We start from the raw sequence: 21,274 nt of genomic DNA, 5'->3' as shown, positions 1-21,274 counted from the left end.
ACTATCCGCCGAAGCTTGTTGCGCACGACTTTTTGCAGAACCACTGGCTATCGCTTTTTTGGTTTTTTTGGCCGCACGCGGCTTGTTCATGGTTCTGGACTTCGCCATTCGGCTCCCCCGTCCCGTAAAACTGCAATCGCCGGATCATACAATGTCAAAAAGGCAGACGACCATTTCCATATGTACTCGCCCGTTGGCCGGTTGTCATCGCCAGACGATTCGCGCCGCAAAAATCACCGGACATGCGAATAGCATTATTTTCTAAAAACAAGAACAATACCGGATGATTTTATCGCATTTAGTGAGTTTCGGACAATTTCAAACAAGTCGATTTTAATTATTTCGGTTATGTCGCGCTTTGAAGTAGCTTTTTACGAGGGACTGAAGAAAGGCGTTAAAATACTACCCAGTCCCTGTGGTGTTACACAGGGAACCAAAACAATAAATGACCGTCGGTTTGGCAAATTTCCGGGGCCGTAATTCGGAACGCCAAAAAGACGGCACCAACCTGTTCGAGCAAGCTGCGACGCTTTGAAATGATCGCGGGTCATCGATCAGGTAACGAGGGAACAAATATCATCAGGCTTCAAAGGACGGGAGACCTTAAATGGCCGAAACCAAACGATCCGGCGGCTCTGTCGGACGCAAAGTCATTCTGGTTGTGGTTGCCTTGCTGATTATCGGCTTTGGCGCAATGATGACGATCCAGACGGTTTCGCAACGCAACGCGATGATCGAAATCATGTATAATGAGTCGGTCGAAAAAACCGAAATGCTGTCGACCGCCGTGCAACCGGGCTTTATTGCCATGGACGGCAACTCGGTCGAAAAAGAATTCCGCAAGATCACTGACAAGGAAGGCTCGCAGCTGGCAACCCTGATTGCTGCCAATCCGGATGGAGAACCGATTGCGACCTATCAATCGGAAAACCTTCCCGAACACGATCTGGCTGCACTTGCCGAGCCCTATCTGGAACGGCTTGAAAACAAGGAAGTCGTCAGCTTCATCTCCGGCGACGCCGTCATTGTTGCCGCGCCAATCACCAAATATTCCAAGCGGCGAGACGAAGATCAGTATCGTGGCATGCTGCTGACCGCATGGAGCCTTGAACGCGTCAATGCCGAGGTAAAACAGGCCGTCATCATCCAGCTGGCTCTTGCTGCTGCAATTCTTGTCGTCCTGCTGGGCAGCACCTGGTTTGTCCTGCGCAATCAGATTATTACCCCACTTGTTAAAATCAATGGCGCCATGGCTGCGCTTGCGGATGGCAATCGTGACATTCACATTCCGGGCGTTCATCGCACCGATGAAATCGGCCAGATGGCCGCTTCGGTCGAAGTCTTCAAGGAAAACGCAAACCGCGTTGCACAACTGGATCGCGAACGTGAACAGGAACGCGAACGTGCCGAGGCCAAACGCCGTGAAGCCATGAATGGCCTGGCCGGACGTTTTGAACAAACCGTGATGGGTGTTGTCGACGGTGTATCCGGGGCATCAAGCGAAATGCAACAGGTCGCACAGACCATGGTCGCCGCCGTCCACCAGAACGAAGCCGGTTCACAGGCTGTTGTGGCCGCTGTCGAACAGGCCAATCACAGCGTCGAAACGGTGGCCAGTGCCGCCGAACAGCTTTCCGTCTCAATCCGTGACATCAGCGCACGCGTGAATGACACATCGAACATCACCGCCAATGCCAGCACCGAGGCCAACCGGGTCAATGAAATGGTTCAGGGGCTTGATGTTTCGGCACAGAAAGTTGGTGAAGTGGTGCAGATCATTCAGGCCATCGCAGAACAGACCAACCTTCTGGCACTGAACGCCACGATCGAGGCAGCACGCGCCGGTGATGCGGGCAAGGGCTTTGCCGTGGTCGCCAACGAGGTCAAAAACCTTGCCAATCAGACCGCACGTGCAACGGAGGATATTTCGGCCCAGATTTCAGGCATTCAGGGATCGACACAGGAAGCTGTCGGTGCGATTGACGGGATTACAAGCATCATCGCAAATCTGAACGAAATCGCATCCGAGGTTGCGGCGGCCGTTCAGGAACAGGGGCAGGCAACTTCTGAAATCTCGAACTCCGTCCAGCAGGCGGTACAGAGCACGCAGGAAGTCACCAGCCACATTCGCGAAATGCAGTCCGCGGCTCGCCAGACCGGTAATGCCGCGCGTCAGGTGCTTGATGCGTCCGAAAAACTTGGTGCCCAATCAGGAACGCTGCGCAGCGAAGTCGGCAACTTTCTTGATGAAGTCCGCACCAGCTGATTGCGAACTTGCCAAAATCAAAAACGCCGCCCGGTCTGACCGAGGCGGCGTTTTTTTAGAATGTCGGGTTTAATCGCGCCTAGAGCAAAGGTTCCCGATCATCGGATTCGGCATCAAGCCGCATCATGATCGTTTCATTCAGCTCCTCATATCCATGCTGGCGATAAACCGGCTGCATATCATGCGTCGCCAGCATCCAACGTTTGACCCGCGCAATATCGGGATGACCATGCAGGGCATCAAGCATCATGGATGCAATTCCGCGACGACGGTAATCGGGGTCAACAAACACATCAGCGATATAAGCAACTGCGATGAAGTCGGTCACGACACGGGCAAAGCCAACCTGCCGTCCATCACAATAGGCGCCAACCGGCACCGACATTTCAACAGACCGATCAAACTCGCCACGCGACCTCCCTCGTGACCAATAGGAATTGGCAATGAAATCATAGCAGTATTCAAGATCAAGCCGGGCGCGGTCACAACTGATTTCAATTTCGCTCATGACCGATCTCTATTTCACGAACAGCGCAACGGCCAGCGCCGCAATCGCCACCCAAAGCAATACTGACTGTTTCGAGATACCGCCGGAACTGCGTTGCCCGTTAGACCGGCCCCGCATCGCGGCAACGGTATCGGGATGCAGACGCAATCCCTGATCGGTAAATACCGCTGATGCCTGTTCGGCGGCCTCAAGAACACGGGGCAACCGGCGCAACATTGTTCCGGCCTGTCGGGTGGCTTCGGCGATCTTGGCTTCCGGGCCGAGGTTTTCGCGCATCCATTCCTCGATCAACGGACGCGACAATTCCCACATATTCTCGTTCGGGCTTAAAATGCGCGAAAGCCCTTCGGCAACGATCATGGTTTTCTGAAGCATCAGAAGCTGCGGCTGGGTTTCCATCCCGAAGGTTTCGGTAATCTGGAAAAGCTGCCCCAGCAAACGCCCGACCGAAATATCCGCGAGTTCCTTGCCAAGGATCGGCTCCCCGATAGAACGGCAAGCCTGCTGAAAGTTTTCAAGCGACTGGTTGCGAGGCACATATCCAGCTTCAAAATGAACCTCGGCGACACGTCGATAATCACGCGTCAGGAAACCCAGAAGCATTTCTGCAAGGTAAAGCCGCGTCTGACGGTCAACACGTCCCATAATCCCGAAATCAACGATGCTGACCTTGCCAGCTTCGTCGACAAACAGGTTGCCCGGATGCATGTCGGCATGGAAGAAACCGTCACGGAAAACCTGTTGGAAAAATGCGCCGGCCGCCTTGGCCAAAAGGGCGGAGCGATCAACCCCCATCCGGTCCAGCGCCTCGACATTATCGATACGCACACCCTTGACCCGTTCCATGGTCATGACATGCTCGGCTGTGCGTTCCCAGTCGATCTGCGGCACGTAATAGGTTGGATCAGACTCGAAATTATCGCGGAATTCGGAGGCCGCCGACGCTTCAAACCGCAAATCCATTTCAAGATGCACGCTGTCTTCCAGCGTCTTGATGGTTTCAACCGGCTTCAAACGGCGCAAGCGCGGTTGGGTCAGTTCGACAATTTCCGATACCCAGTAAAACAGATCCAGATCACGCGCAAATCGGGCCTTGATATCCGGACGCAGCACCTTGACCGCAACTTCGCGCCCATCAGACGTGGTTGCAAAATGCACCTGCGCAATGGATGCGGCGGCAACTGGCGTATCGTCAAATTCGGAAAAAAGGGTTTCAAACGGCCCGTCAAGCTGTTCGGTAATGATCCGCTTGGCAATCTTGGCCGAGAATGGTGGCAGGCGATCCTGCAGGCTTGATAAATCGGCCGCGACATCATCCCCGATCAGATCGGCACGCGTCGCCAGTGTCTGACCAAGCTTGATGAAAGCAGGTCCCAATTCTTCAAGCGCGCGGGCCAGCCGCCGCCCCGGCCGCAAATCCGACCGTCTCGAAAACGGAGCGGTCAGGCGGGCAAAAAACGCCAGAACCTTGCCACCCGGAACAAGGGCAAGCGGGAATAGCGCATCGTAGCGCGCCAAAGTCCGCGCCATTCCAAGCAAGCGAAAGCTGTTGCGAACGAACCGTATCATTCAGTCGCCACCTTTACACCCGCCAGCCGGAATGGATCGCGGCAATACCACCCGAAAGATTGCGATATTTCACCCGCTCGAACCCGGCATCACGGATCATGGATGCAAAAGTTTCCTGATCGGGAAACTGGCGAATACTCTCAGCAAGATACTGATAGGCTTCACGGTTTCCAGCAATAAAGCGTCCGATTTCAGGCAGAAGTTTGAACGAGTATGTGTCGTAAAGTTTATCGAACCCCGGCACCACCACCTTGGAAAATTCAAGACACTGGAACTTTCCGCCCGGACGCAGCACACGATAGGCTTCGGAAAGCGCTTCGGTAATCCGCGTCACGTTGCGAATGCCAAAGGCAATCGTATAGGCATCGACCGAATGATCGGGCAGCGGCAATTTCTGAGCATCGCCAACAGTCCAGTTGATGTTTTTCAGCAACCCGTGATCCACCGCGCGATCGCGACCGACATGCAGCATTTCATAGTTGATGTCACATACGGTTACCGAACCACCGCCGTTTTTCAGAAAACGGAACGCGATGTCCCCGGTACCACCGGCAACGTCAAGCAGCTTCATACCCGGACGCGGCTTCAGCTCGTTGATGAACGTATCTTTCCACAAGCGGTGAATACCGCCGCTCATCAGATCGTTCATCAAGTCATATTTGGACGCGACAGTATCGAAAACCTCGCGCACCATGGATGCCTTCTGGCTTTCGGGAACGTCCCGGAAACCAAAATGGGTTGTCTTTTCGCCGTTTTCGCCCCCGGCTGGGCCTGTGTGCTTGCTCATGGCCGGGAAAATAGCGCAGCAACCGCCATCTCGCCAGTGTAAAGCCACGCAAATTCGTAAATATCCTGTTGGTCCACATCACTTTCTGCTAGGACCAAATGACTTGGACGGAAGTTTGAATTGGCTACAAGACAGGACACCCCGATGAGCTGCATGGTCAAAATCTGTGGAATCAACAGCGAAGACGCCGCAATGGCCGCGATGAGTGCCGGTGCTGATGCGTTGGGTTATGTCTTTTTCCCGCCAAGCCCGAGGCACATATCACTTAACGGTGCCACCACGCTGACCGAGCGTGTCCCTGACAGCATCCTTAAAGTCGGCCTGTTTGTTGAAGCCGGTGACGAGGCCCTTGAAAATGCGATCAAGGCCGGTCGCCTTGATATGATCCAGATGCATGGCAAGGAAAGCCCGGAACGGGTTGCGGAAGTAAAAGAAAAATTCGGTTTGCGCGTCATGAAAGCCGTTTCGGTAAGCACATCCGATGATATTGATGCTGCTGCGGCAAACTTCGATGGCGTCGCCGATTTCCTGCTTTTTGATGCCAAACCGCCCAAAGACAGCAACTTGCCCGGAGGCAATGCCGTTAGTTTTGACTGGAGTCTTCTTACCGGGCGCAGCTTCAAAAGCAACTGGATGCTGGCCGGTGGACTTGATCCTGACAATGTCACCGACGCGGTCCGTATATCCGGTGCCCCGTGGGTCGATGTATCGTCTGGTGTTGAAAAAACCAAAGGCGTGAAAGACGCGCGCAAAATTGCCGATTTCATTCGTGCGGCAAAGGGTTACTAACGCCCTGCGGCTCCAGATCAGCATCTTCTTTAACCATTTCTGAAGCGATACCGGCAATCATCGAGCGATTGCGGGCAGTCTTTCTGGCCCCGGTAGCATATGGGGTCAAATGGAAAGAACGCTTCGATCAAAGGTTCAGAATTTGCTGCATGGGGTTGATCGCCAATCGCGGCTGTCATTGACCATACATCTGATCCTTGCTTCCCTGATCGTGATCAATGTTGTCTGTGTCATTCTCGACACCGTTCATGAACTGGCTGAACAGTTTTTCGTCCTGTTTCTGGTCATCGAACTGATCTGCACCACCATTTTCACCATCGAATACGGCTTGCGTGTCTGGTCCGCACCCGACAACCCGGAATTTTCCGGAAAATGGGGCCGGTTACGCTATATGCTGCGACCGATGGCAATGGTTGATCTGATCGCAATCCTGCCAGTCTTCTTGCTGTTTTTCACGTCGATTGATCTCCGGTTCATCCGCATTGTCCGTCTGCTTCGGCTTTTGAAATTCACCCGTTACTCCACCGGGCTTGAGCTGATGCTAATGGTGTTTCGTCAGCAGATGGGTATCTTTGGTGCCGCAAGCGCAGCGTTGGCCTGCATGCTGGTTTTCAGTGCAGGCGCCATCTATCTTGCGGAACACGAAGCCCAACCTGACGCATTTGGCAACCTGCCCAGTGCCCTTTACTGGAGCGTCATCACACTTGCCACCGTCGGTTACGGTGATGTCGTACCGATCACAGCATTGGGCAAAGTCATCGCAAGTCTGATTTCACTGACGGGTATCGGCATCGTCGCGGTGCCCGCCGGTATTCTGGCATCGGCCTTTTCCAGTGAACTGCGCCGCCGCGAAGATGCATATCGCCAACAAGCCGCCCATCAGCTTTCGGGAAAACGCCTGACCGAGGCCGTGCGAAGAAGGTTGCGATCCCATCAGGACGAACTTGGCATCAGTGATGAGCAAGCCCAGTCAATCATTTCCGATATCCGCGACATTCATCACGATCACGAAGACGATCTTTTGTCCTGCCCACATTGCCACAAACCGCTGCGTTTTGAGGTTTCCGAACCGGGCGAATGATCATCTGATCAAAATGCTTGACGCCCGCCGGATCGCTGATCATAGTTTGACGCATGAAAACACACGGCATGAACCCGATCCTTATTTCCAATCGTTGGTGGTGGTCCGCATAAGCGGGCGGCCAATTATCATGCCCTGAAACAACCGGCCGCCTGATCTTCGCAGGCGGCTTTGTGTTTTCAGACCTTCTCCCTACTTGCTGAAAAGTCACATTGCTCCTGCGGCAGCGCCCCGCAAACGGAGTATTTGACGTGACCAGCCCGACTTCTGAAATCAGTAGCGAATATCGATATACCACCGATGGCGGCATCGCCGTCATTCGCCGCCAGACAGAAATCACCTATGAAAATGCCACTGAAAGCCTGATCGACGCGCTTGATCGAACCAAGGGTGTTTTGCTGTCGTCCAGCTACGAGTTTCCGGGTCGTTACTCGCGCTGGGACATGGGCTTTGCCAAACCACCGCTGGAAATTACCGGACGCGAACGCGGCTTTGCGATCCGTGTACTCAATGATCGCGGCCGGGTGCTTTTGCCCATGATTGAACATGCCCTTACAGGTCATGCCCATATCGAAGGCCTGACCAGGGGCGATGACGGACTTTACGGCTATGTCGGCAAAGCGGCTGCATGGTTCCCCGAAGAAGAACGCAGTCAACAGCCCAGCCTGTTTTCTGTTGTCCGGGCCATTCGCGATCTGTTTGCCCACAAAGGCGAGGAGCGTTTGGGCCTATACGGTGCCTTTGGCTACGACATCGCTCTTCATTTTGAGCAGGTATCACTAACTCAGGACCGCAGCAGCGATCATAAAGACGTCCATCTTTACCTGCCCGACCAAATGATCACGGTCGACCACGCATCCAAGGTCGCCACCCTTTTTGAATATGAATTCATTGCGCCAGATGGCCACAGCACCGTCGGGCTCGACCGCATTGCCCAAGATCACCCACCATCACATGGTGCAAACGGCATCGTCGAAAACGACATGAAAGACGGCGAATACGCCGCCGTCGTCGATGAAACCAAGCCACGATTTGCCCGCGGAGAGCTGTTTGAAGTCGTGCCAAGCCGTGTGTTCCGGACCGAATGCAAAACGGCCCCATCGGAAATCTTCCGCCGCCTTAAACGCCGCAATCCCGCACCCTATGGTTTTCTGATCAATCTGGGGGACGGTGAACACCTGATCGGCGCATCGCCGGAAATGTATGTCCGCGTTACCGGTCAGCGTATTGAAACCTGCCCGATTTCGGGGACCATCGCGCGCGGTCGCGACGCGATTGAAGATGCGGAAAATATCCGTACCCTTCTGAATTCGGCCAAGGAAGAATCCGAACTAACAATGTGCACCGATGTTGATCGCAACGACAAGGCACGCGTCTGCAAACCCGAAAGCATCCGTATTCTTGGCCGTCGCCAGATCGAAATGTATTCCCGCCTGATCCACACGGTCGATCACGTCGAAGGCCGCCTTCGCGAAGGCTTTGATGCACTTGATGCTTTCCTGACACATTGCTGGGCGGTTACCGTAACCGGTGCCCCCAAACGGGCCGCCATGAAGCATATTGAAACCGTCGAACGCAGTCCGCGTGCATGGTATGGCGGGGCCATTGGCGCGGTTCTGTGCAATGGCGATCTGAATACCGGCCTTACATTGCGCACCGTGCGCCTCAAACAGGGTGTCGCCGAAGTTCGCGCGGGTGCAACATTGCTGTTTGATAGTGAATCTGCCGCAGAAGAAGCCGAAACCGTCTTGAAGGCATCGGCCATGATTGATGCCGTCACCCGCGATGCCAAAGACGAAGCCACCATTGATCCGACCATTTCGGGCGTTGGTAAACGCGTGCTTCTGATCGACCACGAAGACAGTTTTGTTCAAAACCTTGCCAGCTATATCCGTGCAACCGGTGCAGAAACCCTGACCCTGCGCCCCGGTTTCCCCGATGAGGCGTTTGACGATTTCAAACCCGATCTGGTGTTCCTGTCCCCGGGGCCGGGACGCCCCGATGATTACGGGCTTCGCCAAAGCATCGAGCGTGCCCTTGCCGCTGGGCTTCCGGTCTTTGGTGTTTGCCTTGGTTTACAGGGAATTGTCGAATTTTTCGGGGGATCACTTGGTCAACTCGACACACCGATGCATGGCAAACCGTCTAAGGTGAAACTGGACCCGTCTGATCCGCTGTTTGAAGGCCTGCCCGATGAAATTGTCGTCGGTCGCTATCATTCGCTATTTGCCGATCTGGCAAGCCTGCCGACTGATCTTAAAGTCACCGCGCGCAGCAATGACGGTGTGGTGATGGGTATACGCCATCAAAGCCTTCCGATCAGCGCGGTACAGTTCCATCCCGAAAGCCTGCTGACCCTGCAGGGTGATGTCGGGATGCGAATGATTGCCAACCTGCTGCGCAATCCGCTCGGAATTTTCCCTGAAAAGGCCGAAATTTCCGACGCTGATGACGGGGATGAGCGAGATGAAACGGCGATAATGGTTGCCTGAAACGACATAGTGAACCCGATTGCCTGACCCATGCCCCCTGCCATCGACCTCCCCCTGTCGATGAAACCGGGTCAGGAAACCGCAACGGCCGCGCTCCTCCCTCGCGGCCGTTGCTTCATTTTCATACCTTAATCGTCGTCATCCAGCGTTCCGTCTATCACGCTGTAATCCGGCGGCGGGGCTTGACGGAACTTTTCAGGATCGGCTTTGCGTTTGTCACGCGTGCGCGAAATCCAGCCGCCATAAAAGGCTTCCGGTTTTGGTTCGGTCGGGGCACCGGCACGAACCGGGCGCGGGGCAAAACGGCCAAGGCTGATCAGCCGGTCATACATGACAATATTGGCGGCGATCGCGACATTCACGCAGAAGCTCATCGGAATTTTGATGATGAAATCACACTGATCCTGCATTTCCTGTGACAGGTTGCCACGTTCCGGACCAAGGATATAAGCCGCGCGCGACGGATGCTTGAAACTTGGTAGTTCAATTGCATCCGGTGTCAGCTCAACACCAACCATCCGGCACCCATCAGGCAGAAACAGATGATCGTGATCGGGGAAGTGGTAGTAGGGCATCTGCTCGGATGCACGTGATGTGTCGGCCACATTGGCCCGTTCATCACGGAAATCCGCATCAACAGTAAAGGCAAAGCTGGCACCAAACGCATGAGCGGAACGAAAAAGCGTGCCCACGTTAAAAGGCTTGCTGGCCCCCTCGATCCCGATCCCGAAATATCCGCGCATATTGTCCTCCGTGCTGCACGCCGATGGTGCGCTCACACACACTCCAATGAAAAAACTGGCTCGGCTATACCCCTGACAGGCGAATATGGCAAGTCAGCGGGCCGCAACCCTGTCCTGGCAGAGGAAGCAATTCGGGTATCTTGGAACAAAAAACACTCCGAACCGTTTTATGACCAAACAGCCGGAAGAGAAGCATGTCATCGGCACGCAAATAAAATTTCCGAACCAAACGAGCAAACAACCCGAAAGAAACAGGAGAATACCTGATGAATTGGGACCAAATCGAAGGCCGCTGGAAACAGATGCGTGGTCACGTCAAACGCGAGTGGGGCCGTCTCACCGATGATGACCTTGATCAGATTGAAGGCCAGCAGGAAAAACTGGTTGGGCTGGTTCAGGAAGCCTACGGCGTTAAACGCGAAGAGGCCGACCGGCAGGTCCGCAATTGGTTTGACCGCCTCTAGGACGTTCACGTCCCGAAATTACCACACATTACTAAAGCCCGCCGGATTATTACCCTCTTGATCCTGGCGGGCTTTGTGTTTTCTATGCACACAATCAATCTCGTTACCAGATTTGGAAAATCATGCCTGTCAAATCCCCCTGTATTGGCGTTTGCGTTCTTGACCCCGCCGCTGGCTACTGCACCGGATGCTTTCGTACGAGCGACGAAATTGGTGCATGGATGGGCATGAGCGACGGCAGTAAAAAACGGGTGCTGGAAACCATCCGCAAACGTCGTCTTTCCACCACGACCGCACCGCTCATCACGACCGGAAATGGCAACCTGTAATCAAGGCAGACCAAACATTGCGGACGGCGACAACCAACCCCAAATAAAAACCCTGTTCATCAAGGGGACACACTGCATGTCGGACATTGCACAGCACAACGGAAATGCCGCAGCAGAACTCCGGCGTATGACACGACGTGCCGCACATGCAGTCATGGCCACAACCGCCTGCGATCACAAACAGGTTGGCGATGGATGGCCGGTAACATCAATGGTCGTTCCTGCCGCCCATATTGATGGCAGCCCCATCCTGCTGATTTCCGATCTGGCGGATCATACCCGTCATTTGCAAAGTGATCCGCGAATGTCCCTGCTGTTTACTGACGGTAATATCGATCCCAGACAAAGCGAGAGGATCAATTCGGATAACGCCAGACTGACGATCTTTGGCCGAACAGTTGCCGATCACACACTCGAAACCCGGCAGCGCTATCTGCAATACCATCCCGATGCCGCCCAATATGCCGATTTCGCCGATTTCGGCTTTTATCATGTCACGGTCGAAGCCGTTTACTGGGTCGGCGGTTTTGGCAAACAGCGACGAGTGAAAGGCGACCAGTTCATTGTCGACGGTTGTCAGTCGCTGATCACGGGCCATGACCACGTGATCGAACATATGAATACCGACCATGCCGATGCCATAGCCGACATTGTCGAACATTTCACCGGTCAGAACAGAAATGACTCGTGGAAAATGGTGGCGATTGACTGTGATGGAATGGATTTGGAATGCAATTCTGCCGATTCCCGTCCTTTGCGCGTCGATTTCACCAAAACAATTCGCAGTCCGGGCGATGCGCGCGATATTCTGGTCGAAATGTGTAAAAAAGCGCGCGGTCAAATGACCTGATTTGGGCAACGAAGATTTAATTGTCACTTTCGAAAGGTGACTTTTCGCAAACGCAAAAACGTCTACGTTTTCCTTGGTATTGAGCCAAAGGACAGGTTGCTTTTAAGACACCTTTGTAACAATATGTCGCGACGCAACCGGCCATCCCACATGCCGATTGTGTAGAATTGACTATTAACCCCCAGACTCAATTCCCACCAGGAGAGATCCGTGCTGCAATCAGGACCCGTTGTCAGCCGTGTAGGCCTTGAAACCCATGGCCTCAAAAATCTTGGCGCCGTTCACTGGAATTTGGACGCTGCCGGCCTCTACGAACATGCAATCCGTCGTCAGGAAGGCAAAATTGCCAAGGGTGGCGCATTTGTTGCGCTGACCGGTGAACATACCGGCCGTTCCCCGCAGGACCGTTTCATCGTCGAAGAGGAAGGCACCAAGAACGACATCGACTGGGGCGACGTTAACCGCCCGGTCAGCCCGGAAGTATTCGAGCGCCTGTACCAGAAAGTGCGCGCTTACTTCCAGGGTACCGAACTGTTTGTTCAGGACTGCTATGCCGGTTCAGATCCGCGTTTCCGCCTGCCGGTTCGCGTGATCAACGAAAATGCTTGGCACAACCTGTTCGCTCGCAACATGTTCATCCAGCCCGCAAAGGAAGAACTGCGCGATTTTTCTCCGGAATTCACCGTTCTGCATGCCCCGGGCCTGCAGGCTGATCCGGAAGTCGATGGTACCCGTTCCGAAGTATTCGTCGTTGTTTCCTTCGAGCGCAAAATGGTCATTATCGGCGGCACCTGGTATGCTGGCGAAATGAAGAAATCGATCTTCTCCGTTCTTAACCATATTCTACCGGCCAAGGGCGTTATGCCGATGCATTGTTCGGCCAATATGGGCAAGGACGGCGACACCGCGATCTTCTTTGGCCTGTCGGGCACCGGTAAAACCACCCTGTCGGCCGACGCATCCCGTACGCTCATTGGTGACGATGAACATGGCTGGGGCGAAGACGGCGTCTTCAACTTCGAAGGCGGCTGTTACGCCAAGGTAATCAAGCTTTCGAAAGAAGCCGAACCGGAAATCTATGCCACAACCGAAACCTTCGGAACGGTTCTGGAAAACGTTGTGATGAACAAGCAGTCGCGCGAGCTTGACCTCGACGATGCACGTCACACCGAAAACACGCGTTCCAGCTATCCGATCGAATTCATCCCGAATGCATCGGAGAACGGTCGTGGCGGCCATCCGAAAAACATCATCATGCTGACCTGTGATGCGTTTGGCGTTCTGCCGCCGATCGCCAAGCTGACCTCGGCACAAGCGATGTATCATTTCCTGTCGGGTTATACCGCAAAGGTTGCTGGCACCGAAAAAGGTGTCAAAGAACCGACTGCGGCATTCTCTGCATGCTTTGGTGCGCCGTTCATGCCACGTCATCCATCGGTTTATGCCAAGTTGCTTGGCGAACTGATGGAAAAACATCAGGCAAATTGCTGGCTGGTTAATACCGGCTGGTCCGGTGGTGGCTATGGCGTTGGTTCGCGCATGAAGATCGCATATACCCGCGGTCTTCTGAACGCGGCACTCAATGGCGAACTCGAAAATGCCGACTTCGCGACCGATCCGTATTTCGGTCTGGCATATCCAACCGCCTGTGGTGATATCCCTGCTGAAGTCCTGAACCCTCGCGACAGCTGGTCGGACAAGGCTGCCTATGACAAGGCCGCCGCAAACCTGACCAGCCTGTTCGAAAAGAACTTCACTAAGTTCGAAGAACATGTCGACAGCGATGTTCGCGATGCTGCAATCCGCAGCAATGCCGAAGTCAAAGCCGCCGAATAAGGCGACTGAAAATCGATCAAAAGGCCGGTGCATGCACCGGCCTTTTTTGTTTGACTGCAATACCAGCGCGGATTGACCATGTCAGCCATATCTGTTCCGTGTATAGTTATCGCGAAATCCGGTCACAGCGGAATGGCTCAGGCGTCGTGATTAAGAAAAATGCTCGGGAAAAGATCAAACCGTGACACCTGCACTGGTCTGGCGACTGTTCCATAGTCTGGCAGCTATTCTGGTTTTACATGCTGCTCTCATCACCGGCAGTTCGCCCGTCGCAGCGGACAATACGATCCTGCAAGCACAGGCTCCGCGTCAGAATGTCACGATGATGTGCAACCCGTTTCCACCGTCAAAAATCGCCGACCGACCGATGATGCCGGGATATGATGTCGAAATTCTTCGTGCGGCCTTTGCCGTCAGTCATATCGCTGTGAATACCCCGTTTTATCCTTGGAAGCGCGCTTATCTGTTAGCAGAACGAGGGGATGCCGACGGTTTATGTTCCTGCAGCTATGTTCCTGAACGCGAAACCGCTTTTCTGTATTCTAATGAGCTTGGTCGAGAACATATCGGCCTGTTTGCGATGAACGAAGCAGCCTTGGACGGGGTAAAAGACCTTACAGATGCCAAGCAACTCACCATCGGTGTTGTTTCGGGCTACGCGCTTGAAAGTCGTGCACGAGGACTTGGACTTGATATCGATATCATTTCCGCCAATAGCGAACGTGCACTGCTGGGGCTTCTGCTATCTCGTCGACTTGACGCAATCTATAATTTCAAGGCCCCGATGGATGATGTCATTCGTACCTATAATCAGGAATACGCACAAAACGTAAATCTGGCTTATCATGACCTGACAAACAGTCCATATTATTCGTGCATCTCGCGCAAGGCTGACAATGCCGGGTTTCTGGTGGAACGCCTCAACCACGGGATTTCTGTGCTGCGCAAAAACGGCGTTTATGACGACATTCTTGAAAAATACGGAATTTCTGCCCTTGGAAAGGACGATATCGAACCAGAAAGAAGCAAGTAAGTGCGTTGCGTTTATTTGTTCCCTAACGCAAATACTCAAACAGCGACATATCAACGATTTGACCGGCCACCGAATAGGATGCCTCAAGCTGTACTGACAGGGTTTCAAGATTCACCATGGCCTCAGCCAGGTCGACTTCGGAAAGGTCGGTCACGATACCCTCGGCGGTCAGTTGGAAGTCGGTATGCATGTCGACAATCGCCTCAAGCTCATCCTGGGTCAAAGAGACTTGGGTCTGAAGATCTGCAATTCCCTCGACCGCGTCCTCAATCAAGGCCATTGCCTCGGACAGGGCGGCTTCATCAATCGGATCGGATGATGCATAAGCTGTCAGGTTCAACGCCCGCAATGCCTGCTCGAACGGTTCCTGATCGGCGGTAAGGCCATATTCGATGATGGTGCCATCCGCGACCTTGGCCGATGCAATATCACTATTGCCGGAATAATAGCTGGTATCGGCTGTACTGGGCGTTGTCATGGCCGGGTAATCAGCCACATCGACAGAAACCGGGGCCGTATTTGTGGCCGACCCGGCAAACAGGTAGCGATCTTCATATTGGGTATTAAGCAAAGATGCCATGGTGGAAAGTGCCGCCGACGCAGACTCGTTGATCCCTGCAACATCCGTGCTGCCAGTGCTAAGTGCGCCCGAGATATCGGCCAGCATGTCGCTTAACAAATCGACCATATCGTTCAGTGTCGAATAATACATTTCGACACGGCTCTGAATCTGCTCGGCCAGATCGGCGTAAGCCGACGATTCCGATATTTCAGCACTCAGCGTGCTGATCACATAGGAATTATCCGAAACGCCAGAATAGGAATCCGATTTCATTCCCGAACTGGATTGTCTGGTCGCGTCGGCAAGTTGTGACTGAACACTTCGCATCTGGTTCAGCAGGTTCTGCTGCATGGCGGCTGTCGAAACTCTCATGTTCTTTACCCTTTACCGGACAGCTTCAAGCAAGGTGTCCATCAGCGATTGCGTGATTTCGAGGATCGCGGCAGCCGCTTCATAGGCACTTTCAAGATTGGCCATTGTCAGGGCCTCTTCGTCGGTATTGACGCCATACTGATTGGAAAAACTTTCAACCAGATCGCTATAGGACGTGCTGGCGACACTGGCTTTGGTTTCGGCACTTGATGACTGTTGAGCAACATCAGACAGTATTTCCGATGCGTAATCTGACAGCGTTGTTTTGGTACTGCCAAGGTTTCCGGCCGCATCGAAACTGACATTCGTATCAAAAACATTCGCCAGCGCCTCGGCCACATCCGAGCTTCCCGACGAAATCACACTGTCGCCAACGGCCAAAGCAGCGTCATCCGATCCCGATCCGGTTGGCACCAGACTGGAATCGGCAAGCCATGCGGCATTGACCGAAATATCGTCAGCTCCGGTTCCGGTGAGCATGTCGTTCAGACCGAAATAGTCGGAAAAACCCTGCGCATCTGCCCCAACCTCGGCATCCATATTGATAATCGAAACACCGTAATCATCGCCGGAACTGGCAATCGTTAACGTGCCATCGGCATTTACCGTCGCCGTCATGTTGGCAGATGCATTGATCTGATCGACCAGATCCTGAACCGTCGTCACCGTCGTCAGATCAATATCAAGGATTTCAGTCGCGTTGCCATCCTCGTCCGTCGCCACTAACCGCACGGTACCCGTTCCCGAAAAGGCATCCGTCAATGCCGTTGTCTCGCTTGATGTCAGCTCGGTCGGGCCGGGATAGGACGTGCCGAGATTGGTGACGGCATTGATGCTGTCCATCAGGGTCACGGCCAACGCATCAAGCTCGTCCTGAATGCCCGGCAGGGTTTCGTCGCGCAAATCGATCAGCCCACCCAGCTCACCACCGCTGATATCATCCGAGATCGACTTGCCGTTCACCGTAATGTCACCAAATACTGTATCGGCATTGACCGTACCGACGGCATTATATTCAAGTTCCTGCACCTGGCTTCCGACGACAAGCGTGCCACCGATATAGACCTGCGTCTGGTTTGACGAACTGGTGTAATAGGTCACGTCAACCAATTCGGACAGTTCCTGAATGGCAACCGCACGTGCATCTTCAAGTTCACTGGAAGCCAGTGTCGTTCCATCCGTTCCGGTCAATTGCTCGTTATAGGACTGAATTTCATTCAGAAGCGAATTGATCTGATCAATCGTATCCTCGATCGACTGATCGGCTGCCGCCCGCTGATCCTGCACACTGGCTGAAAGGCTGTTAAGCTCGCTTGCGATCTGTTCCGCGTCGGTCAGAACCAGCGACTTGGCCGACTGGCTGTCCGCACTGGCGGCAAGGGACGCAATTGATGTTTCAAGATCGGTAATCAGGGTCGATATCGCGTCATCATCGCCAACTGATCCGAAATTGCTTGAAACGATTTCAAGCGGGTCGGCAAACACGGATGCATATCCACTTTCCGACGCGGCTTCGTTAATCGCTTTGATCAGATAACTGTCAACGCTTGATCCCACCGAAGTGACCGAAACGCCCACAGCCGATCCGCCGCTGACATTGCTGGCCAGACTGGTCGACTTGGTTGTGTATCCTTCGACCGACGCATTTGCGATGTTGTTCGAAGATACGGCAATCCCGGTCTGACTTGATTGCAATGCGCTGAACGCAGCAGATTGGGCAGCACGGATCGACATTTTTCTGACCTGTCAGTTGTCAAAAGTGCAGTTACATCTTCAAATTCAGAATGGCGCGTGTCGATTTGCCATGCAGATCACCATCGCGGTCATATGAAGTTGCCTGATCACCTGCCGTTGCAGCCCAACCGGCACGAATACGTTTCAGGCAGGCATCACGCTTGGCCATAAGGCGGATATTATTGCGATCAAGCTTATTGCGAAGACTACGCACCAACTCAAAATTGATGATCTGGCCAGCAAGCGGATTTTCCGGATCAATCTGTTTCTGGGCACGCAGTTCGGACTTCAGTGCATCTTCCAGCAGAGTCTTTTCCGCCGTGATATCAGGCAAAAGGTCATACTGACCCTGTTCAAGGATCCGCCATTCGACATCGAGAAGTTCTTCGAGACGCGCAATGATCTGCGTGACGGCGTCGCTATCGTTTGGAAGTGCCAAAGCCATTGCTGTCATAACCTCAATTCCCCTTGCATCACGACTTAGTTCACTGCCGAAATGAGCGTGTCATACATATCGCTGGTCGTTGAAACGACCTGTGCCGCCGCCGAATAGGCCTGCTGTGCGATGATCATTTTGGAAAACTGGCTGGTGGTATCGACCGTTGAACTTTCCAGCGAATAATCCGCAAGCGTCCCGGTCCCGCCGTCACCCGGGGTTTTCAGCACGTAGCTTCCCGATGTGTTGCTTTCCTTGTAAACGGTGTCGCTATAGGCAGTCAGACCATCCGCATTCGCAAAGTCCGCCAGTACGATCTGATAAACCGGTTCGCTTTCACCATTCTCATAGGTGACCGAAACAACTCCGTCGTCCGAGATCGATATCTCGGCGATCTCGCTGTAGTTTGAACCGTTCTGACCGACAGAATACAGCGTCATGTCGCCATCTTCCTCGTCCGAAGCAAACTGCTGCAAGCCGTCATCGTCGCCCGCCGTTCCGAGATCGGAAACAATCGTGCTGTCATTGGCACCCGTGGTCCAGCCGGTGATGGTCAATGTAGCGCTGTCCGTTACATCGGTGTTACCGGCATCCGTGATCGCCGACAGATTGCCGTCACCGTCAAAGGTAATAGTCAACGGTCCACCCGATGACGTACCGGTAACCGTCGTCCCGTCCGATGTCAGAACCGGATCAGAATAGGTCAGTTCCCATTCGTTCGCTGCGGTCTTCTCATAAGTGTAAGTCACCGTATGACTGGTTCCGAGACTATCAAAAACCTCGACATCGACGGAAAATACATCGCCAACGGCCGCATCTGCCGGAAGATTGGCGACCATCGAAACTTCAGTCGTGGCTTCGGCCGTACCGGTCAGCTCTTCAAGATTGATGGTGGTCAAAGCCGACGTACTTGTCGGGACAGTTCCACTTGCCGGATTGCCATCATCATCCAGGGCATAACCCATGAGGTAATAGCCCGAACTGTTGACCAGGTTTCCTTCGGAATCCGTATCGAAATCGCCGGCGCGCGTATAGTAGACGTCGCCATTGGCATCGGTCACGACAAAAAAACCATCACCCGAAATCGCCAGACTGGTCGCTGTATCATCTGCCTGAATCAGTCCTTGCGAGCTGATATTAGTCTGGGTCGATGTCGTCACACCGTTCGAATAGCCGGTCGATGTCGAACCGGGGGTCGTTACCAGTGACGAGAAGGATGTCGAACTGTCCTTATAACCGACAGTCTCGCTGTTGCTGATATTGCCCGAAATCACACCAAGCGATGTTGATTGCGCATTCAGCCCCAGAACGGCGGAATTCAGTGCACTGCTTAAGCTCATGACCTTGATCCTTCACTTCAGGAAACTGTTTGCGTGCCCTGAACGCCCGAGATCGAAACATCGACCCCGTTGACATACAGCACGGCTTCATCGCCGGTCAGGTCGATTGCCGACACCACACCGGTCATCAGAGTTTCGGAATCAACGGAATTTCCATCCGCATCGGTCGCCTCGACCGACAGGGTATAGGTGCCCGACGTCAGCGTGCTACCGCCACCAGTCGTCCCGTCCCAGGTGAAATTATTCGCCCCCTCGGCACCGGTCACTGTCGTCTCATAGACGACATTTCCATCTTCATCGGTGATTTCGATGCTGACATTCGATGCATCATCATCAAGAACGAAATACCATTCGGCCTCGCCATCTTCGAGCGGCGCGGTGTCCCCGACTGCGACAATATCGGTACCAAGATAGGACTGCGCCGCACTGTTATCGATCACGCCCTGCAAGGTCAGAAGCGATTCCGAAAGATCGGACAGCAAAGCATTATTCTGTTCAGCCAGTTCGAGCTGCTCGAAGGTTGCCAGCTGCGTGGTCATCTCCGACACATCTTCGGGATCGGTCGGATCCTGATTCTGAAGTGTCGTCAGCATCAGCGTCATATAGGTTTCGTAGGTCGAGCTTTCGCTCGTACTCGACGAGGTCGATGTGCTTGACGATGACGTCGTCGAAGCCGTCAGGTTATCGTATGTCAGGCCGCTGAGGTAACTCATCACCGCCTCCATAAAGCGAACATTGATCGGGTCTATGTTCGTTTCACGCTGGACGACGGAAAAACTGGCGCAGCAAATTCATTTTTTTTGAATAATAAATCCAAAAACAAAAAGGGAGTGCCCAAGCACTCCCTTGTAATCACACGCCGTTCAGTTGACGTCGATGTTATCGCGGTGGCCGCGGCGGTCCCGGACGATGCAACGCCAATTCAGCCCGATCTTCGGGCGACAAGCGGACCGCGACATTGGCCATATGATTCAGGATACGACCGATATCATCACCGATACCGTTTTTCATTCTGCCAAAGACGTCGCGAATCTCGGCGTCCGTTGCGTCGTCACGCAACAAAACCTCGCGCAATTCCCTGAATTTTTTCAGATCGTCGCGGCGCTTCACCAAATCCTTTATCACGGGCGCGAACTCGGCATCAAAAACTGCCTGCCCGTCAGGACTGAGCTTTTCGCGCACATCGGCAAGCATACGAACACCTGGTGGTCGGTCATTATCTTGCCCCGGCATCGGTGGCGGAGCTCCAAGAAAACTGTGAAGGATCGTGCTGCCTGCGGCAATACTTCCGGCAATCGTCCCGATCAGGAACAGGTTCAGCGCAAGCGAGGCCCACAAAAACTTTCGGGTGGCATTCGGTTTGCGACGATCATCAAAAACCATCATTCCCGCCCCTTTTGTGTGTTATCGCCATTCAAACCAATTCCCATGCCTTGCGACGCCTCGTCAAAAACGTGATTTTCCAACGCCTGCACCATCGGCATTTCGGTTGCCTGGACGTCAGTCTGAATTGCCTGTTCCGACGTAAACACAACGCCGACAACAAAACCGAACATCACACACAGCACCATCCCGCAGGCTGATGCAAAGGTCGCGGAATAGCGCAGCAATGCCCGCGATGACTTGACCCGGATACCTGATTTTGCTCGTATCGGGTCTGTCGGTCCGGCCATACCGCTCACCGGATTTGGCGCCCTTTCGGATGGATATGTCCGTCGTTGTGGAGCGGGATCGTCCCCGTGCTCTGCCATTTGCGGCTCGGCACTATGTCCGGGACGTTCGTCGCTAAAGGAAAAGACATCGCTTTTGGCGTCGTGGCGCCGTGGTTCGGTTGCAATTTCTTCGGCCTCAATTGCCGCGAATATATCATCAATAGCGCGATGCTTGCCCATCGGCAACGGATCATCAGCCAGAAAATCTTCAACAGATTTCAGGGACCGGAGCAATTCTGCTGCTTCGTCATTCCGGGCAACGAAAATGTTGGCCTCATGGCGAAGCGGCTCGGGCCAGGACGATATGTCCCATCCGTACTGATCCAGCAATTCTTCAAATTTCTCGATCTTCACAGCACACCGCTTTTTTC

At 53.7% G+C, this 21,274-nt stretch carries 20 protein-coding genes; 9 read left to right on the top strand and 11 right to left on the bottom strand.

Translation table 11 applies throughout. The annotated features are described in order from the left end of the window. Nucleotides 1-607: 607 nt before the first annotated feature. A complete protein-coding gene (locus R1T41_RS09195; protein ID WP_317341339.1) occupies nucleotides 608-2,266 on the top strand; it encodes a HAMP domain-containing methyl-accepting chemotaxis protein in 1,659 nt (552 codons plus the stop codon). 79 nt (nucleotides 2,267-2,345) lie between these two features. Here the strand turns inward: R1T41_RS09195 and R1T41_RS09190 are convergent, their stop codons facing one another. Genes R1T41_RS09190 through ubiE form a run of 3 tightly spaced genes read right to left on the bottom strand, consistent with a single transcriptional unit; the run spans nucleotide 2,346 to nucleotide 5,130 of the window. Then, entirely contained in the window at nucleotides 2,346-2,774 is a 429-nt protein-coding gene (locus R1T41_RS09190; RefSeq protein WP_317341338.1) for a GNAT family N-acetyltransferase, read from the bottom strand. Nucleotides 2,775-2,783: 9 nt separating this feature from the next. Then, nucleotides 2,784-4,343 (bottom strand): 2-polyprenylphenol 6-hydroxylase, encoded by a 1,560-nt coding sequence (gene ubiB / locus R1T41_RS09185; RefSeq protein ID WP_097053229.1) that lies wholly within the window; start codon nucleotides 4,341-4,343, stop codon nucleotides 2,784-2,786. A gap of 13 nt (nucleotides 4,344-4,356) precedes the next feature. Beyond that, entirely contained in the window at nucleotides 4,357-5,130 is a 774-nt protein-coding gene (gene ubiE, locus R1T41_RS09180; protein WP_062952228.1) for a bifunctional demethylmenaquinone methyltransferase/2-methoxy-6-polyprenyl-1,4-benzoquinol methylase UbiE, read from the bottom strand. Nucleotides 5,131-5,250: 120 nt separating this feature from the next. Between ubiE and R1T41_RS09175 the strand changes: the two genes are divergently transcribed. The 3 genes from R1T41_RS09175 (at nucleotide 5,251) to R1T41_RS09165 (ending at nucleotide 9,492) form a co-directional block, all read left to right on the top strand. Next, on the top strand, nucleotides 5,251-5,919 hold the full coding sequence (locus R1T41_RS09175) for a phosphoribosylanthranilate isomerase (RefSeq protein ID WP_317341337.1): 669 nt from the start codon (nucleotides 5,251-5,253) through the stop codon (nucleotides 5,917-5,919). A gap of 109 nt (nucleotides 5,920-6,028) precedes the next feature. After that, nucleotides 6,029-7,000: an ion transporter gene (locus R1T41_RS09170; RefSeq protein WP_114109094.1), complete on the top strand. Its 972-nt coding sequence runs from the start codon at nucleotides 6,029-6,031 to the stop codon at nucleotides 6,998-7,000. A 251-nt stretch (nucleotides 7,001-7,251) separates the two neighbouring features. Beyond that, entirely contained in the window at nucleotides 7,252-9,492 is a 2,241-nt protein-coding gene (locus tag R1T41_RS09165) for an anthranilate synthase component I (protein ID WP_317341336.1), read from the top strand. Nucleotides 9,493-9,620: 128 nt separating this feature from the next. Here R1T41_RS09165 and R1T41_RS09160 read toward each other — a convergent pair whose 3' ends face one another. After that, nucleotides 9,621-10,235, bottom strand: coding sequence for an RNA methyltransferase (locus tag R1T41_RS09160; protein ID WP_062952232.1), 615 nt, complete (start codon nucleotides 10,233-10,235; stop codon nucleotides 9,621-9,623). Nucleotides 10,236-10,501: 266 nt separating this feature from the next. On the opposite strand from R1T41_RS09160, the gene R1T41_RS09155 reads away from it, so the two are divergent. The 5 genes from R1T41_RS09155 (at nucleotide 10,502) to R1T41_RS09135 (ending at nucleotide 14,747) form a co-directional block, all read left to right on the top strand. Continuing rightward, nucleotides 10,502-10,699 (top strand): CsbD family protein, encoded by a 198-nt coding sequence (locus R1T41_RS09155; protein WP_062952233.1) that lies wholly within the window; start codon nucleotides 10,502-10,504, stop codon nucleotides 10,697-10,699. Nucleotides 10,700-10,821: 122 nt separating this feature from the next. Then, the gene (locus tag R1T41_RS09150) at nucleotides 10,822-11,028 is read left to right on the top strand and encodes a DUF1289 domain-containing protein (RefSeq protein WP_317341335.1); all 207 of its coding nucleotides are present in this window, start codon (nucleotides 10,822-10,824) and stop codon (nucleotides 11,026-11,028) included. 76 nt (nucleotides 11,029-11,104) lie between these two features. Beyond that, complete coding sequence (locus R1T41_RS09145) at nucleotides 11,105-11,878, top strand: HugZ family protein (protein ID WP_317341334.1); 774 nt, start codon at nucleotides 11,105-11,107, stop codon at nucleotides 11,876-11,878. Between the two features lie 210 nt (nucleotides 11,879-12,088). Continuing rightward, nucleotides 12,089-13,714: a phosphoenolpyruvate carboxykinase gene (locus R1T41_RS09140; RefSeq protein ID WP_317341333.1), complete on the top strand. Its 1,626-nt coding sequence runs from the start codon at nucleotides 12,089-12,091 to the stop codon at nucleotides 13,712-13,714. A gap of 181 nt (nucleotides 13,715-13,895) precedes the next feature. Continuing rightward, nucleotides 13,896-14,747 carry a substrate-binding periplasmic protein gene (locus R1T41_RS09135; protein WP_317341332.1) on the top strand — a complete coding sequence of 284 codons (852 nt, stop codon included), beginning with the start codon at nucleotides 13,896-13,898 and terminating at the stop codon, nucleotides 14,745-14,747. Between the two features lie 22 nt (nucleotides 14,748-14,769). On the opposite strand, the gene R1T41_RS09130 is transcribed toward R1T41_RS09135, so the two are convergent. The 7 genes from R1T41_RS09130 to R1T41_RS09100 all read right to left on the bottom strand — a co-directional run bounded on the left by R1T41_RS09130 (nucleotide 14,770) and on the right by R1T41_RS09100 (nucleotide 21,257). Next, complete coding sequence (locus tag R1T41_RS09130; protein WP_317341331.1) at nucleotides 14,770-15,681, bottom strand: flagellin; 912 nt, start codon at nucleotides 15,679-15,681, stop codon at nucleotides 14,770-14,772. 12 nt (nucleotides 15,682-15,693) lie between these two features. Then, nucleotides 15,694-17,415, bottom strand: coding sequence for a flagellar hook-associated protein FlgK (gene flgK, locus R1T41_RS09125; protein WP_317341330.1), 1,722 nt, complete (start codon nucleotides 17,413-17,415; stop codon nucleotides 15,694-15,696). A gap of 31 nt (nucleotides 17,416-17,446) precedes the next feature. Beyond that, the gene (locus R1T41_RS09120) at nucleotides 17,447-17,869 is read right to left on the bottom strand and encodes a hypothetical protein (protein WP_062952240.1); all 423 of its coding nucleotides are present in this window, start codon (nucleotides 17,867-17,869) and stop codon (nucleotides 17,447-17,449) included. Nucleotides 17,870-17,895: 26 nt separating this feature from the next. Then, nucleotides 17,896-19,191: a flagellar hook protein FlgE gene (gene flgE, locus R1T41_RS09115; protein ID WP_317341329.1), complete on the bottom strand. Its 1,296-nt coding sequence runs from the start codon at nucleotides 19,189-19,191 to the stop codon at nucleotides 17,896-17,898. Between the two features lie 17 nt (nucleotides 19,192-19,208). Beyond that, on the bottom strand, nucleotides 19,209-19,904 hold the full coding sequence (locus R1T41_RS09110) for a flagellar hook assembly protein FlgD (protein ID WP_181850519.1): 696 nt from the start codon (nucleotides 19,902-19,904) through the stop codon (nucleotides 19,209-19,211). A 166-nt stretch (nucleotides 19,905-20,070) separates the two neighbouring features. After that, nucleotides 20,071-20,577, bottom strand: a complete 507-nt coding sequence (locus R1T41_RS09105) for a hypothetical protein (RefSeq protein WP_317341328.1) — start codon at nucleotides 20,575-20,577, stop codon at nucleotides 20,071-20,073. After that, entirely contained in the window at nucleotides 20,574-21,257 is a 684-nt protein-coding gene (locus tag R1T41_RS09100; protein ID WP_317341327.1) for a hypothetical protein, read from the bottom strand. Before R1T41_RS09100 ends, R1T41_RS09105 begins: the two co-directional genes overlap by 4 nt. Nucleotides 21,258-21,274 lie beyond the last annotated feature (17 nt).

Source organism: Thalassospira lucentensis, from assembly GCF_032921865.1.
Taxonomy (GTDB): domain Bacteria; phylum Pseudomonadota; class Alphaproteobacteria; order Rhodospirillales; family Thalassospiraceae; genus Thalassospira; species Thalassospira lucentensis_A.
This window is presented reverse-complemented; position numbering and strand designations above follow the sequence as displayed.